Raw genomic sequence first — 14,547 nt, 5'->3', positions numbered from 1 at the left:
CGATCACCAGGATCGTCGGGGGCCTCCCACGTTGAACGCTGAGGTCACCCGGTGTTCTTCAGACCCGCTGCCACACCATTGATGGTGGTCAGCAGGGCCCGCTGCAGCTCGGGCGAGAGCTCCTCGCCCCGTGCCGTGGCGGCCCGGGCACGCTGGAGCATCGCGACCTGCATGTAGGAGATCGGATCCAGGTAGCGATCGCGCACCGCAAGCGTGCGCTTGAGGATCGGCTGGTTGTCCAGCAGACCCAGCACGCCGGTCAGACGCTCGATCTCGGCGACCGAGAGCTCGTACTCCGCCTTGATGCGATCGAACAGCGGCCACAGCCGCTCCGGCACCAGCGAGTGCACGTAGTGCGCGGCGATCGCCATGTCCGTCTTGGCGAGCGTCATCTCGACGTTGCTGATCACAGTGCGGAAGAAGTGCCAGTTGCGCAGCATGTCGTGCAGATCGGGTTCCAGGCCCGCCTCACGTGCGGCCTTCAGGCCCGACCCGGCACCGAACCAGCCCGGCACGATCTGCCGCGACTGGGTCCACCCGAACACCCACGGGATCGCCCGCAGACCGTCCAGGCCCTTCTCCGAGGTCGCGCGCTTGGAGGGACGCGAGCCGATGTTCAGATCGCCGAGCTGCTCCACCGGGGTGGAGGTCACGAAGTACTCGGGCAGGTCCGGATCGTCGGCCAGCGTGCGGTACCGCTGGTAGGAGGCGTCGGAGACCGTCTGCATGACGTCCCCGAAGTGCTCCAGCTGCTCGGGCGTGGAACGCGGCGAGGTGTGCAGCGCGGAGCCCTCGAGCACAGCGGCCAGCGACAGGTCCAGGTTCTCCCGGGCGAGCGTCGGCAGCATGTACTTGTCCGAGATGACCTCGCCCTGCTCGGTGAACTTGATCTCGCCCTCGAGCACGCCGTACGGCTGGGCCAGGATCGCGTCGTAGGTCGGGCCGCCGCCACGGCCGACGGAACCGCCGCGGCCGTGGAACAGACGCAGCGTGACCCCGTGACGGGCGGCGACGTCGCGCAGACGGCGCTGGGCCTGGTGGATCTCCCACTGGCTGGTGATGACGCCGGAGTCCTTGTTGCCGTCCGAGTAGCCGAGCATGACCTCCTGGAGATCGCCGCGCAGGCGCACGATCTCGCGGTAGGAGGGATCGCTCAGCAGCTCGTCGAGGATCTCGCCGGCGTGACGCAGCTCGGCGACCTCCTCGAGCAGCGGCGCGAAGCTGATGTCCGAACGGTTCTGCTCGCCACCGGGAAGGGTCACCAGGCCGGCTTCTCGGGCCAGCAGAGCGACGGCGAGGATGTCGTCGGCGCCATGGGTCATCGAGACGATGTAGGTCTCGATGCAGGACTGGCCGTACTGCCGGTGGGCGTCGCGGATCTCGCCGAACACCTTGTAGGTGGTGCGGGTGGCGTCGTCGAGGATGGTCTTGTCCTCGCTGAGCGCGGTGCCCACCAGGGGGCGCCGGCTCGCGAGCTCGGCGGCGAGCACCTTGGTGCGCTCGTCGCGGCTGAGCTCCGCGTACGGACGATCCAGCTCGCCGACGCGGTCGAACAGGCGGGCCAGCACCTCGTGGTGCTTCTCCGAGTGCTCGCGCACGTCGAGGATCGCGAGGTTCAGGCCGGAGGCGGCCAGCACCTGCTGCGCGATCGCGATCTCGCCGTCCGCGGCGCGCTTGCCGCCGTGGCGGGACAGCGCCGCACGCAGCACCGAGAAGTCGTCCTGGAGCTCCGCGTTGTCGAGGTAGTCCTTGCCCGGGACGTGCGCCTCGCCGGTGCGGATCCGCTCCCGGGTGGCCCGGAGCTTGGCGCGCATGGTGCCGAGCTTGAGCCGGTAGGGCTCCTCGGCGTACATGCTCTGCTGGACCTCGTCGACCTCGGAGGCGAACTCGAGATCGGCCTCGAGGCTCGCCTGCAGCTCCTCGTCCTCGCCGGTCAGGGCGCTCGAGATCGACAGGTCCGAGATCAGCTCGGTGATGATGTCGATCGCGAGGTCCACCGCGGTCTCGGCCTGCAGCTGGAGCACCTCGCGGGTGACCTCGGCGGTCACGAACGGGTTGCCGTCGCGGTCGCCGCCGATCCAGGAGCCGAAGCGCAGGGGCACCTGGCGCTCCTGCAGGTCGGCGCCGTGGGCACGCAGCTCCTCGCGCAGATCCCCGAGGAAGCCGGGCATCGTCTGGCGGTAGAGCTGGCGCAGGTAGTAGAGCACGTTGCGCGACTCGTCCTGCGGGGTGGGCCGCTGGCGGCGCAGCTCGTCGGTCTGCCACAGCGACTCGATGAGCTCGGAGAGGCGATGGTCCTGCAGGCGCCTCTCCGAGGTGCCCTCGACCGTGTCCTTCTCGAGCAGATCGGAGAGCTTGCGCAGTTTGGTGAGGACCGCCCGGCGCGAGGCCTCCGTGGGATGCGCGGTGAAGATCAAGCGCACGTCCAGGGAGTCCATGGCCTCCTGCAGCCCGTCGGAGCCGACGGACTCGTGGACCGCCGCGACGGTGCGCGGGACCCACGATTCGGCCGTGGGGCGCTCGCGCAGGGCACGCACGCGGTAGACCTGCTCGGCGGCATTGGCCAGCAGGAAGTACTGCGCGAACGCGCGGGTGAGGGCAGTGGCCTGCTCGAGCGGCAGCTCGGCCAGACGCTCCTGCACGTCCTGGGCCTCGGCCTCGGAGTGGGCCGACTTGGCGTCCTTGGTCAGCTTGCGGACCTGCTCGACGAGTTCGAGCATCTCGGGACCGTGCTGATCGGCGAGAGTGCGACCGAGCAGGGTCGAGAGTCGACGGACCGTCGCGCGCAACGGGGCATCGATATGGGGATCATCGCCGACGACGGGGAACTCGCTCGTCAAAGTCGGTACGGCAATGGCATCGGAATCTGGCACGGGGCCTCCTGGGTCGGCGGCGCAGCTCAGCGGCCGCCGACAGCTGGGGCGACCGCTTCGGCGCGGAACGAACGGGCACAGACTATCGCGCTGGACGAGCAGAACTCGTCACGGCCCGATCTGCGGACGGGACGGCCGGAGGATCCGCGGCGGCGAGGCGTAGGGCGAGACGCCGCGGATCCCTCGGTGGACGGCTCAGAGCACCGCGCGCAGGAAGTCCTGCGTGCGCTGGCTCTCCGGGGAGCTGAAGATCTTCTCCGGCGCTCCCTCCTCGACGATCCGTCCCTCGTCGAACATCATCACGCGATCCGAGACGTCCCGGGCGAACTGCATCTCGTGAGTCACGATCAGCATGGAGATGTCGGTCTCCTCGGCGATGTCCTTCAGCACGGTGAGCACCTCCCCCACCAGCTCGGGATCCAGCGCCGAGGTGACCTCGTCCAGCAGCAGGACCTCGGGGTCCATGGCGAGCGCACGCGCGATCGCCACACGCTGCTGCTGGCCGCCGGAGAGCTGCGAGGGGTTGAAGTCCCGCTTGTCCGCCATGCCGACCTTCTCCAGCAGAGCCTCTGCCTTGGGGATCGCCTCGGCCTTGGACAGGCCCATCACGTGGAGGGGCGCTTCGATGATGTTCTCCAGCACCGACATGTTCGGGAACAGGTTGAAGTGCTGGAACACCATCCCGATCTGGGTGGTCGTACGACGGCGGACCTTGTCGGGGACCCGCTGGCGCTTGCCGCCCCTGTCCTCGTACTGCAGCGGATCGCCGCCGACGAAGACGTACCCGCCGGTGAGCTCCTCGAGCGTCATCACCAGGCGCAGGATCGTCGTCTTGCCGGAGCCGGAGGGCCCGATCAGGGTGACGCGCTCCCCCTTGGCGACAGTGAAGTTGAGGTCGTTGAGCACGGTGTTGTCACCGAACTTCTTGACCACGTCGCGGAATTCGATGTGCGGGATTCCGGGCTGTCCAGCATTGTCAGCGTTGTCAGGCAAGTTTCTTCTCCAGTCGTCGGATCAGGAGGGACGTCGGGTAACTCGCGACCAGGAAGATCAGGCCGGCCAGGGTGATCGACTCGGTGTAGCGGAACGTATCCCCTCCGTAGGTCTGGGCGACCCGGACCATCTCCGGGATGTAGATGACCACGAAGAACGGCGTCTCCTTGAACATGGAGATCGCGTAGTTGCCCAGGGCCGGCAGGGTGTTGCGGATCGCCTGCGGGATGACCACGGCCCGCCAGGTGCGCGCAACGGGCAGCGACAGCGCAGTGGCCGCCTCCCACTGCCCCTTGGCGACCGAGTCGATGCCGGCGCGGTACACCTCGGCCATATAGGTCGTGTAGTGGATGCCGAGCACCCAGATGCCGATCGCGAGCGTCGATTCGATGTAGGGCGACAGCACCAGGTTCGCGAACACCAGCTGCACCACGAGCGGGGTCATCCGGATGAACTCCACGACCCAGGTCACCGGGTTGCGGATGATGGTCGGCGCGATCCGTCGGATGATCGCGACGACCAGGCCCAGCACGACGGCGATGAGCGTGCCCAGCACGGTCGCCAGCAGAGTGATCTTGAATCCCTGCAGAAGCAGCGGGAAGACGGTCGCGGCGTGGTTCCAGTCCCACCATGACGGGTTCATACGAGAGCACCTCCCTTGACGACGCTGCCCGGGGCACGGAACAGCATCCCCCAGGACTTCGACAGGGCCGGTCCGCGACCGATCTTGTGCTTCGCCCTCACCTCGAGGGCATTCATGATGATCACGATCACCCAGGCGAGGAGGTAGTAGGCCAGCAGGGCGAACAGGAAGGCGAACCAGGTGCCGGTCTGATCACGGACCTGCTCCACCCGGAAGTAGAGGTCGTACAGCAGCACGGTGCTCACGATCGCGCTGCCCTTGAGCAGCTGGATCCAGAGGTTGGACAACGACGGGAGCATCAGGGCCCACGCCTGCGGGATGATCACGCGGAACATGCCGCGCATCGGGCTCAGGCTGAGCGCGCTGATCGCCTCGTACTGGCCGCGGGGCACCGAACCGATCGAGCCGCGCACCACTTCGGCGCCGTAGGCGCCGTAGTTCAGCCCGAGCGCCAGGACGGCGACGACCAGCGGGGCGAGCCGCCAGCCGAACGGATAGGGCAGCTGGGGAAGCACGAAAGCCAGCCAGAAGAGCTGGACGACGAGCGAGGTGCCGCGGAAGAACTCCACGAAGATGCGCGCCGCGATGCGCACGGCGGCGTACTTCGCGACCTGCGCGATGCCGAACACGATGGCGATGACCAGGGCCAGCAGCCCGCCCAGGGCGGTCGCCAGAACGGTGGCCTGGATGCCGTCGAGGATCTGCGGCATCCGGGCCACGAGGATCTCAAGATTCGGTCCGAGCTTCTCGAAGAAACCGATCACACCATCCATCGGTGGATCACCTCCTGGTCATGCGCCGCTCCGGCGCGTCCCGAGAAGGAACGCGCCGGAGCGGGATCGACATGAGGATCGGGCATCACTGCAGGGAGGAGAGATCGCCGTCGCAGAGGATCTCCGCGGTCATCTCCTTCGGCGGGAGCTCCTCCTCCGTGAACCCGAAGTCGCCCACGATCGAGAGGTAGCGCTCCGGATCGCTGATGATCTCCGCGAGCTTCTCGTTGTAGGCATCGAGCAGGGAGGTGTCCGCCTTGCGGAACACGGTGCCGCCGGCGCCGACCTGCTTGACCCCGTCGATCTCGGCCACGAAGCTGTCGGTCACCTCGAGGTCGTTGTTCGAGTTGTCGGCCAGCCAGTTCAGCGAGATCGCGGTGAGTGCGAAGGCATCGGCGTTGCCGCTGTTGATCGCGTCCACGCCGTCCTGCGGGCCGCCGACCTCGATGCTGTCGAGGTCGAGGTCCTTCGCGTAGGTGCTCTCGATGGCGCCGCTCATGGTGGCGACCTTGAGGCCGGAGTCGACGAAGGACTGCATGTCCTTCAGACCCTCGGGGTTGCCCTTGGGCACCATGAGCGCGGTCGTGTACTGGAACTCCGGCTCGCTGAAGGCGGCCTCGGCGCAGCGCTCCGGAAGGATCGACATGCCGGCGCTGACCGCGTCGAACTGCTGGGAGTTCAGGCCCGGGATCAGCGAGTTCCAGTCGGTGAGCTTGCCCTCGACCTCGTCGATGCCCAGCTCGCCGAAGATCTCACGGTGCATGGCCACGGTCGCACCGGTCAGCTCGCCGTTGTCATCGAAGCTGTACGGGGCCTCACCGGCGAAGCCGACGGTGATCTTCCCGGCGTCCTGGAGCTTGCTGAGCAGGTCGCCCCCGCCGCCGTCGCTGGTGTCGCCCCCGCCCGTGCTGGTCTGACTGCAGGCGGCGAGGCCTCCACCCAGCGCTGCGGCGGACAGGACGAGTCCGCTTCCTCGGAAGAACGATCGACGGTTGTACATATGGGGACTCCCTCTCGCTGGGCGACGGACCGTCGGACGGTGGCGCATGCTCGACGGCGTGCGCGGTGTCCGACAATCTGATGTCTGGATATCGGATTCCGGACAAGCGTATAGGCGTCGCCGATCCTCTGTGCACAGGACCACCATTCGTAACGGGGTCGTGACCCCGAGGTGAACGCCGACCACGGCCCGCACGCCTCTCGCCGCGCCGACGGGAGTGAGGCGAGCGACTGGCGAGGCCCGGAGGGAGGCGTTCGGGCCTCCGCCCGTTCTACGATGACGCCACGCGAGGACCGTGCGGTCCGCGCCGGAACAGGAGGACGGCGATGACCTTTCGCCAAGAACGCGTGCAGCTGCCGATGATGCAGCCGCTGCGACGGCCCTCGATCATCGATCAGGCCGAGCTCGAGCTGCGCAACGCGATCTACTACGGCGACCTGCGCCCGGGTGATCCCGTGCCCGAGGTGCAGGTGTCCCGCCAGATGGGCATCTCCCGCTCCTCGTTGCGCGAAGCCTGCCAGCGCCTGGTCCGCGACGGTCTGCTCACGCAGGTGCCCGGCCGCGGCCTGTTCGTCACCCACATGGATGCCGAGACCATGTCGGACTTCATCGACTACCGCCTCGGCATCGAGATGCAGGCGGCGACCATCGTCGCGGACCGGATCACGGCCCTGCGCCGAGCCGGGGACGACGCCGGGGCCGACCGCCTGGTCGCGCCTCTGCGCGTCTGCATCGAGCGCTCCCGGGCGGCGCTGGCCGCCGAGGAGGTCATCGAGGCGGGCAATGCCGATCTCGATCTGCACCAGCAGCTCGCGGAGATCGCTCAGAACCGGTTCCTGGGCGCGGCGATGAACACGATCGTCATCCTCACCCGGATGGGCAGCTTCTCCGACCCGCTCGGCTTCGGTGTGCGCGCCGATCTCACGAGCATGCACGAGTCGCTCCTGGACGCGCTCTCCCAGGGCGACGGCTCCCGGGCGCGCGCACTGCTGCGGGAATCTCTGCAGGAGCTCGCGAGCAGGCTGCGCAGCGGTGTCCAGGCCGACGTGGTGCGCGACCCCGACCTGCTCGAGAGCTCCGGCCCGGAGTGGACGACCCTCGCCGAGACTCCCGAGTGAGCACGACCGCCGACGACGTCGGCTGAGAGCCGGGTCCAGCCCTGGTCGCCCTGAACCGGGCGCGTCCACCCAGGAACCAGGCGCGTCCACCCAGAACCGGCCGGCACGGCACGGCACGGCACGGCACGGCACGGCACGAGAATGGCCCCTGAACTGCGATCTGATCGCAGGTCAGGGGCCATTCTCCTCGGCGGAGACGAGAGGATTTGAACCTCCGAGGCGATTTTGGTCGCCTACTCCCTTAGCAGGGGAGCGCATTCGGCCGCTCTGCCACGTCTCCTGGCGCCCCGCACTGAGCAGGGCACGCCGGAACAGCATACGGGAGCACGGCGGGTGCTCCAAAGCGGAAGCGAGCAGATCACGTCACATTGACGGATCGAGAGCTCCCGGACCGTCCCGTCGGCCGTCTCAGAGGCCCAGCTTCTCCTGCAGCAGCGCGATGTGCTTCGGGGTTCCCACGCGGTACTTCACGAAGGTCAGGATGCCCTCGGCGTCGATCGCGAAGGTCGAGCGGATCGTGCCCTGGACCTTCTTGCCGTACATGTTCTTCTCGCCCCAGGCGCCGTAGGCCTCCATCACCTGATGGGACTCGTCGCCGGCGAGCGTGTAGGGCAGCTCCTGCTTCTCCACGAAGCGATCCAGCTCGGCGATCGGATCCGGGGAGATGCCCACCACTCGGTAGCCCGCGTCGAGGAACATCTGGTGGTTGTCGCGCAGGTCGCAGGCCTGCTTGGTGCACAGCGAAGTGTTCGCGGCCGGGTAGAACCAGAGCAGCGCCGGTGCGCCGCGCAGCTCGGACAGGCTGACTCGCCCTCCCCCGGCGGTGGGCAGATCGAAGTCGGGGGCCTGGTCGCCGAGGGCGAGCTTCACGGGTGCGGCGGTCATGTCTCTCCTGAGGATGCGTCGGATGAGGGCGGGGCGGGCTGCGCCTGACGGACTGCGGGCAGCAGGATGTGCGCTGCGGACTGCGCGCACGATCCGGGTCGAGGCTATCGGGCGGCTCCTGCGCGATCGCCGGAGCGGAAGCGCCGATGCTTCAGATAGGTCTGGCGGAACAGCCGCTCGGCGTGGCGATCGCCGAGCAGCAGCAGCTTCCCGGGCGCCGACGGGATCGACTCGGTGTCGTAGCTGAGGGTGCCGTCCTCGTCCCCCACGGCGACGATGTGGCAGCCCGTGCGGCGGTGCACCTCGGCATCGCGCACGGACCGTCGCACCAGGGAGGACGGCCGCGGCACGAGGAACAGCTCGTTGCCCTCGGCGACCAGCACCCGGTGGCTGAGTCCGGCATGGTTCCACAGGTCGGTCGCACCGATCGTCGCGTAGGACAGGACCCCGTCCGCTCCCGCCCGGTAGAGGGTCGCGACATTGCGCTCGTAGGTGGCGCGAGAGACGACCTGCAGCTCGGGCCGCAGCCGTCGGCAGAACAGGGTGAGGTAGACGTTCAGGTCGTCATCGCGCGGGGTGACGAGCACGGCGGACGCGCTCTCCAGGCCTGCCCGGCGCAGGATGCGCTGATCGGCGGCGTCGCCGTCGATGACGCGGTAGCTCGCGGTGCCCTCGAGGGCGGAGTAGGAGTTCTCCACCCGCCCGGGCAGCTGCTCGACGATCGTGTTCGGCAGTCCTTGCGCGGTGAGCTCGCGCGAGGCGGAGCGTCCCACCCGGCCGCCGCCGAGGATGATCACCGGGTCCTCGGACTGCTCATGGACCTGGAACTGCTCGTCGTAGGCGGCGAGCTCCGGTGCCTCGCCGGCGAGGATCAGCACGGTGGAGTCGGTGATGGTCGACTCGGGCTTCATCGGGCGCAGCCTGCCCTTGCGCAGCAGCGCCAGGATCCGCACGCAGCAGCGCAGCTCGCCGATCGCCTGCTCCAGGGTGAGCCCCACGAGCGCGGTGCCGCGTGCGGCGGCCTCGGCGATGATCGTCTCGCCGAAGCTGCCGATGCGATGCACGCGGCCGGTCGTGCCCAGAACGCGCCCGGCCATCTCCCGACCCAGCACGGCGCCCAGCTCGAGCACGTGGTCGGAACCGGCCAGGGAGAGCACGTCGGTGGAGACCGGCTTGCTCGCGGTGACGGCGACGGGGACGTCCCCGGAGACCTGGCGGACGGTGAAGGCGACGTTGGTGTTGGCCGTGTCCGAGAGCGTCGAGGCCACCAGGCGGGCCCGGTCGGCACCGGCGTTGCGGTAGGTCTGTGCGGAGTCCAAGGGGCCGACGACGACCTGTCGACCCTGGTCATGCAGCAGCCCCGCTTCGACCGGGTCCTCCACCACGAGCACTGCGGGCACCCGCGAGCGCTCGGCGCGAGCGGCGAAGGCCTGGGTGACGGCGTCCGACCCCACGAGCAGGACGTGATCGCGCAGCAGGGCGGGAACCTTGCGCGGCGTGCGGGCCATGCGGCGGCGGTCCAGCCACGGGGTGACGACGTACTGGATGACGAAGAAGGGCAGCAGCACCAGCATGTAGACGACGCCGCTGAGCAGCACGATGATCGAGAGCAGACGGCCCAGATCTGACTCGAACGTGACATCGCCGTAACCGAGCGTGGACATCGTGGTGATGGTCCAGTAGACGGCGCTGATCCAGGAGAAGTCATGACCCTCGAGGCGCATGACCCCGAGGAACGCCGCGGCGTAGACGACCACCATCAGAGCACCGACCGCCACGATCAGCAGCCCGGCGCGCGACCGACGACGGGGGCCCGGGGCCCGTTCAGCGCGGCGGCGCACAGCCTCCGACAGCTCCATGGCGATCCTCTCGACCAGATCCGGCACCGACGCGAACCGTCGATGCACCACGCGGAAGCGTAGGCCCGCTCCCCGGCAGGAGGCCACCGTCGCGAGCCCGGTGCGGCCCAGAGCACCATGCTCCGCAGCTCACACCGGTGAGGACTCTCTCCCCGGCAAGCTCTGGCAACGCCCATCGGTGCAGATCATAGCCATTTTCAGGGCATTCGTCCGACCGGACGGCGAGAACCTTCGTGCACGAACCACAGTAAGTTCCCCAGAGGAATTTACCCGGGATCGTCGGCAGTGTGACGCGGCCCGCTGCTGACCCGTCGGCCCCCGCTTCCGGCCCGTCACACCCCATCTCCCCGTCACCCCCGCTGCCGTCCCGTCGACCCCTCGGAGGACCCCATGGCCCTGCTCCACGTCCTGTGGATCGCCCTCGGCATCGCGCTGATGCTGTGGCTGAACATGAAGTACAAGCTCAATGCGATGCTCGCGCTGCTCCTGGCGGCACTGTTCATCGGTGTCGCAGAGATGGTCTCGGTCTCCGCGGGCTGGCTGCCCGGGGACGCGATCACGCTCGGCTCGCTGCTGGAGACGATGACGACGGGCTTCGGCAGCACGCTGGGGTCCCTCGCGATCCTCGTCGTCTTCGGCGCCGTGATCGGCAAGCTCATGGTCGATTCCGGGGCCGCCACCCAGATCGCCCAGACGCTGATCGCCACGCTCGGCGTGCGGTGGGTGAAGGTCTCCCTGGTGGTGTGCGGACTGGTCTTCGGATTGGCGATGTTCTACGAAGTCGCCTTCATCGTGCTCGCACCGCTGATCATCGCGGTCGCCCATGAGGCGAAGCTGCCCTTCATGAAGCTCGCGATCCCGGCGGTCGCGGCCACCACGACCGCGCACTCGCTGTTCGTGCCGCAGCCCGGCCCGGTGGCCCTGGTCGATGCCTACGGCGCGGACAACGGCATGGTCTACATCTACGGGATCCCCGTCGCGATCGTGACGATCGCTGTGACCGGTTGGGTCCTCCCCCGCTTCCTGGGCACTCTCGACTTCGCCATCCCCGAGATCATGCAGGCCGACGAGGCGGTCGCCCCGGAGGACCGCCCGAGCTTCGCCGTCTCGCTCCTCACCCCGCTGATCCCCGTGGCGATCATGGTGGGCGCGACGGTCGCGAACATCTGGCTGGTCGAGGACACCCTGGCGTACGACATCGTGAACTTCGTCGGATCCTCCGAGGTGGCGATCACGATCGCGATGATCGCGGCCTTCGTCCTGTTCGGCACCGCGCAGAAGCGGGACTTCAGCTGGGTGATGGAACGGTTCGAGGAGGCTGTGAGGGCCATCGCCATGGTCGTGCTGATCATCGGTGCCGGCGGCGCTCTGAAGGAGGTCATCATCGACACCGGCATCGGCGACTTCATCGGCACGCTGATGACCGGGGTGGATGCCAACCCCTACGTCATGGCCTGGTTGATCACGGTGCTGCTGCGACTGGCCACCGGTCAGGGCGTGGTCTCCGCGATGACCGCCGCAGGCATCATCGGCGCTGCGGTCATCGACCCGTCCACCGGCGCGATGACCGGCGGGATCGACCCGGCGCTCCTGGTGCTCGCCACGGCGGCCGGCTCCAACACCTTCACCCACGTCAACGACGCAGCGTTCTGGCTGTTCAAGGGGTACTTCGGGCTCTCCGTCAAGGACACCCTGAAGACCTGGGGCCTGTTCCAGCTGTGCAACTCGCTGGTGGGGCTGGGCATGGTGCTGCTGCTGTCGGTGTTCGTGGGCTGAGGACCGCGACCGTCGAGCAGCCGTGCACGGCCGGCGCCCGCGCTGCGGGGTTCCCGACGCCAGGGACCTCGTCGATCGGAGTGCTCAGGCGGCTCATGGGCGACGGCTACTCGCGCACGACGACCTTCGCGGTCGACCCACGCGGGACGAACCGGGTGGGCAGGCCGAGCCGGACGTGCGCCGAGGAGCCGCCGTCGGAGCCCTCTGCCCCGCGCCCGCCATCTCCCCCGTCGGCCCGCGCTCCCGCGTGCACGTCTCCGTCGTGGAGCAGGTCGACGGCTGCGACCCCCATGTCGTAGCGCGGCACCTGCACGGTGCTCAGTCCGGGCGTGACCAGCGCTGAGAACTCGATGTCGTCCCAGCCCACCACGCTGATCTCGCCGGGCACGTCCACCCCGAAGCCGCGCAGACGCTCCATCAGGGCGAGCGCCATGAAGTCGTTGTAGACGAGGACTGCGGTGACCTCGGTGAGCAGCAGGGCCTCGGCGCCGCGCCGGCCGCCCTCGACCGTCGGCGCGAAGGAGCCGATGTCCGTCCACTCCATGCCGATCTCCTGGCACACACGCTCGATCACCGTGCGGCGCACGGAGTCCGAGCGGCTGATGCTCGGGCCGCCCACGTAGCCGAGGTGGCGGTGGCCCATGCGATGCAGATGCCGGATGGCGGAGGGGATGCCGGGGACTGGATCCGCGAAGACCCCCGGCAGCACCGGGGAGACCCGGTTGACCAGGCTGAGCGGGACGAGCCTCGCGGCCTCGCGCAGGACGCCCTCGTCCATCCGGCTCGAGCACAGCACGATCCCGTCGACCTGAGGCGCGAGGGTGCGCACGAGCGGCAGCTCGCCGTCCGGCGCTTCCCCGGCGTCGGTGATCAGCAGCTGGGCGCCGAGCTGATGAGCGCGCGCCTGAGCACCCTTGAGGACCGCCGGGAAGAACGGGTTCTCGAGGTCCGGCACGATCACGCCGTACACCCCGGACCGGCCCGTGATCAGGGCGCGGGCGCTGCGGTTGGGGCTGTAGCCGATCTCCGCCGCGGCGGCGAGCACCTTCTCCCGCGTGGCCTCTCCGACCAGGTCCGGGCGCTGGAAGGAGCGGGAGGCGGTCGCGATGGAGACCTCCGCTCGCGCCGCGACATCCTTCAGGGTCATGGCCATATGGGTCCTCTGCGTGTCCTCTGCATCTCGTCTACGTGCCGTCCAGCGGCCGCCTGCGTGCCTCGTGCCGCTGCCGTCGCTGCTGCCGTGCAGTCCGGTCCGCTCCGCGTTGCGCCGGACTGCGGACTGCGAACTGCGGACTGCAACTTTTGCACCACTCCGGAATCCTAGTCCACGGACGACCCCTCCACGTGGAAACTGTGGATGCAATCGTTTACGCTGTGTAGACGGCCCTGCGCACCGGCAGGGCACTGGAATCACGCGCCGACCGGCCGCCGCCGTTGTCGCAGCCCCGAAGGAGCACCATGAGAGCACTGCAGGTGACCGAGCCGGGCTGCGCCGAGGTCGCCGAGGTCGAGGCGCCCCGCCCCGGCCCCGGCGAGGCTCTGCTGCGCGTGCGCTTCGCGGGGATCTGCGGCTCGGACATCCAGACGTTCCGCGGCACGCAGCCGTTCGCCAGCTACCCCCGCGTGCCCGGTCACGAGTTCTCCGCCGAGATCCTCGAGATCCACGGCGCTGACGACGCTGGCGACGCTGACAACGCCGCCCGGTCAGCCCGGTTCGCTCCTGGAGACATCGTCACCGGCGTGCCCTACTTCGAGGACGGCACCTGTTATTCCTGCCGCCGCGGACTGGTCAACGCGTGCATGCACAACGAGACGATGGGCGTCCATCGCGACGGCAGCTTCCAGGAGCTGATCACCATGCCGCTGGACCGGCTGCACCGGGCCGACGGCGTGGACCCTCGGGACCTGGCGCTGGTCGAGCCGTTCTCCATCGGCTATCACGCCGTGCTGCGGGCCGGCGTGCGCGAGGGCGAGCGGGTGCTGGTGCTCGGCGCGGGCGCGATCGGTCTGCTCACGATGCTCTCGGCGCGCACCCGCGGCGCACGCGTGTGGGTCGCCGATGTCGTTCCCTCCCGGCTCGAGCTGGCCGCATCCCTCGGCGCCGAAGGCACCGTCGACCTCTCGTCCACCCCGCTCGCGGACGTGATCGCCGGCGCGACAGGCGGGGACGGCTTCGACGTGGTCTGCGAGGCCACCGGGCTGCCGGTCTCCTTCCTGAATGCGATCGAGGCGGCCGCCGTCGGCGCGCGACTGGCGCTGATCGGCAACGGCACGGCCGAGGTGACCTTCAATCAGTCGCTGCTGATCAAGAAGGAGCTGACGGTGCTGGGCTCCCGCAACAGCCGGGACGTCTTCCCCGCACTCATCGAGCTGCTCAGCACCGGGCAGGTGGACGTCTCCCCGATCCGCACCGCCATCGTGCCGTTCACCGAGGCCCGCACCGCGCTCGAAGAGGCTGCCGGCGGGTCCACCAGCGAGGTCAAGGTGCTCCTGGAGTTCCCGAACGGCCCCTGAGCGATCGCCTGTCCCCATCCGCCCGCATACCCGCTCCTCGCGGCCCGCGCTGCATCCCGCGCCTGCCGCGCATCCCCCACCTCGATCCCGACCACCCCACCGAAACGGAGAAC

At 68.9% G+C, this 14,547-nt stretch carries 11 protein-coding genes and 1 tRNA gene; 3 read left to right on the top strand and 9 right to left on the bottom strand.

The annotated features are described in order from the left end of the window. Positions 1-44: 44 nt before the first annotated feature. From ppc to CIK81_RS06150, 5 genes are all read right to left on the bottom strand, one after another. On the bottom strand, positions 45-2,873 hold the full coding sequence (ppc, locus tag CIK81_RS06170; RefSeq protein WP_096163805.1) for a phosphoenolpyruvate carboxylase: 2,829 nt from the start codon (positions 2,871-2,873) through the stop codon (positions 45-47). Positions 2,874-3,068: 195 nt separating this feature from the next. After that, positions 3,069-3,866: an ectoine/hydroxyectoine ABC transporter ATP-binding protein EhuA gene (gene ehuA / locus CIK81_RS06165; RefSeq protein ID WP_275542203.1), complete on the bottom strand. Its 798-nt coding sequence runs from the start codon at positions 3,864-3,866 to the stop codon at positions 3,069-3,071. Further along, positions 3,859-4,509, bottom strand: a complete 651-nt coding sequence (gene ehuD / locus CIK81_RS06160) for an ectoine/hydroxyectoine ABC transporter permease subunit EhuD (protein WP_096163804.1) — start codon at positions 4,507-4,509, stop codon at positions 3,859-3,861. The genes ehuA and ehuD overlap by 8 nt, the downstream gene beginning before the upstream one ends. Beyond that, on the bottom strand, positions 4,506-5,282 hold the full coding sequence (gene ehuC, locus CIK81_RS06155; RefSeq protein ID WP_096163803.1) for an ectoine/hydroxyectoine ABC transporter permease subunit EhuC: 777 nt from the start codon (positions 5,280-5,282) through the stop codon (positions 4,506-4,508). Before ehuC ends, ehuD begins: the two co-directional genes overlap by 4 nt. Before the next feature lie 85 nt (positions 5,283-5,367). Then, positions 5,368-6,282 carry a transporter substrate-binding domain-containing protein gene (locus CIK81_RS06150; RefSeq protein ID WP_096163802.1) on the bottom strand — a complete coding sequence of 305 codons (915 nt, stop codon included), beginning with the start codon at positions 6,280-6,282 and terminating at the stop codon, positions 5,368-5,370. A gap of 326 nt (positions 6,283-6,608) precedes the next feature. Here CIK81_RS06150 and CIK81_RS06145 point away from each other — a divergent pair, with 326 nt between their 5' ends. Beyond that, a complete protein-coding gene (locus tag CIK81_RS06145) occupies positions 6,609-7,400 on the top strand; it encodes a GntR family transcriptional regulator (RefSeq protein WP_096163801.1) in 792 nt (263 codons plus the stop codon). Between the two features lie 191 nt (positions 7,401-7,591). On the opposite strand, the gene CIK81_RS06140 is transcribed toward CIK81_RS06145, so the two are convergent. The 3 genes from CIK81_RS06140 to CIK81_RS06130 form a co-directional block, all read right to left on the bottom strand. Then, positions 7,592-7,680: transfer RNA gene (locus CIK81_RS06140), tRNA-Ser, on the bottom strand. Between the two features lie 128 nt (positions 7,681-7,808). Continuing rightward, on the bottom strand, positions 7,809-8,285 hold the full coding sequence (locus tag CIK81_RS06135) for a peroxiredoxin (protein WP_096163800.1): 477 nt from the start codon (positions 8,283-8,285) through the stop codon (positions 7,809-7,811). A gap of 104 nt (positions 8,286-8,389) precedes the next feature. Then, complete coding sequence (locus CIK81_RS06130) at positions 8,390-10,195, bottom strand: TrkA family potassium uptake protein (protein WP_241964025.1); 1,806 nt, start codon at positions 10,193-10,195, stop codon at positions 8,390-8,392. A gap of 339 nt (positions 10,196-10,534) precedes the next feature. On the opposite strand from CIK81_RS06130, the gene gntP reads away from it, so the two are divergent. Beyond that, on the top strand, positions 10,535-11,920 hold the full coding sequence (gene gntP / locus CIK81_RS06125; protein ID WP_114307001.1) for a gluconate permease GntP: 1,386 nt from the start codon (positions 10,535-10,537) through the stop codon (positions 11,918-11,920). Between the two features lie 106 nt (positions 11,921-12,026). Here the strand turns inward: gntP and CIK81_RS06120 are convergent, their stop codons facing one another. Continuing rightward, entirely contained in the window at positions 12,027-13,067 is a 1,041-nt protein-coding gene (locus tag CIK81_RS06120; RefSeq protein ID WP_241964020.1) for a LacI family DNA-binding transcriptional regulator, read from the bottom strand. 311 nt (positions 13,068-13,378) lie between these two features. Here CIK81_RS06120 and CIK81_RS06115 point away from each other — a divergent pair, with 311 nt between their 5' ends. Beyond that, complete coding sequence (locus CIK81_RS06115) at positions 13,379-14,434, top strand: zinc-binding alcohol dehydrogenase family protein (protein WP_096196681.1); 1,056 nt, start codon at positions 13,379-13,381, stop codon at positions 14,432-14,434. Positions 14,435-14,547: the final 113 nt, after the last annotated feature.

Origin of the sequence: Brachybacterium sp. JB7 (assembly GCF_003335205.1) — a bacterium.
In the GTDB taxonomy this organism is placed as follows: Bacteria; Actinomycetota; Actinomycetes; order Actinomycetales; family Dermabacteraceae; genus Brachybacterium; species Brachybacterium alimentarium.
This window is presented reverse-complemented; position numbering and strand designations above follow the sequence as displayed.

What these genes read in the sequence shown, in the direction of transcription:
- ehuD (WP_096163804.1), bottom strand. Translation starts at nt 4,509, where the DNA reads ATGAACCCGTCATGGTGGGACTGGAACCACGCCGCGACCGTCTTCCCG.
- ehuC (WP_096163803.1), bottom strand. Translation starts at nt 5,282, where the DNA reads ATGGATGGTGTGATCGGTTTCTTCGAGAAGCTCGGACCGAATCTTGAG.
- CIK81_RS06150 (WP_096163802.1), bottom strand. Translation starts at nt 6,282, where the DNA reads ATGTACAACCGTCGATCGTTCTTCCGAGGAAGCGGACTCGTCCTGTCC.
- CIK81_RS06145 (WP_096163801.1), top strand. Translation starts at nt 6,609, where the DNA reads ATGACCTTTCGCCAAGAACGCGTGCAGCTGCCGATGATGCAGCCGCTG.
- CIK81_RS06135 (WP_096163800.1), bottom strand. Translation starts at nt 8,285, where the DNA reads ATGACCGCCGCACCCGTGAAGCTCGCCCTCGGCGACCAGGCCCCCGAC.
- gntP (WP_114307001.1), top strand. Translation starts at nt 10,535, where the DNA reads ATGGCCCTGCTCCACGTCCTGTGGATCGCCCTCGGCATCGCGCTGATG.
- CIK81_RS06120 (WP_241964020.1), bottom strand. Translation starts at nt 13,067, where the DNA reads ATGACCCTGAAGGATGTCGCGGCGCGAGCGGAGGTCTCCATCGCGACC.
- CIK81_RS06115 (WP_096196681.1), top strand. Translation starts at nt 13,379, where the DNA reads ATGAGAGCACTGCAGGTGACCGAGCCGGGCTGCGCCGAGGTCGCCGAG.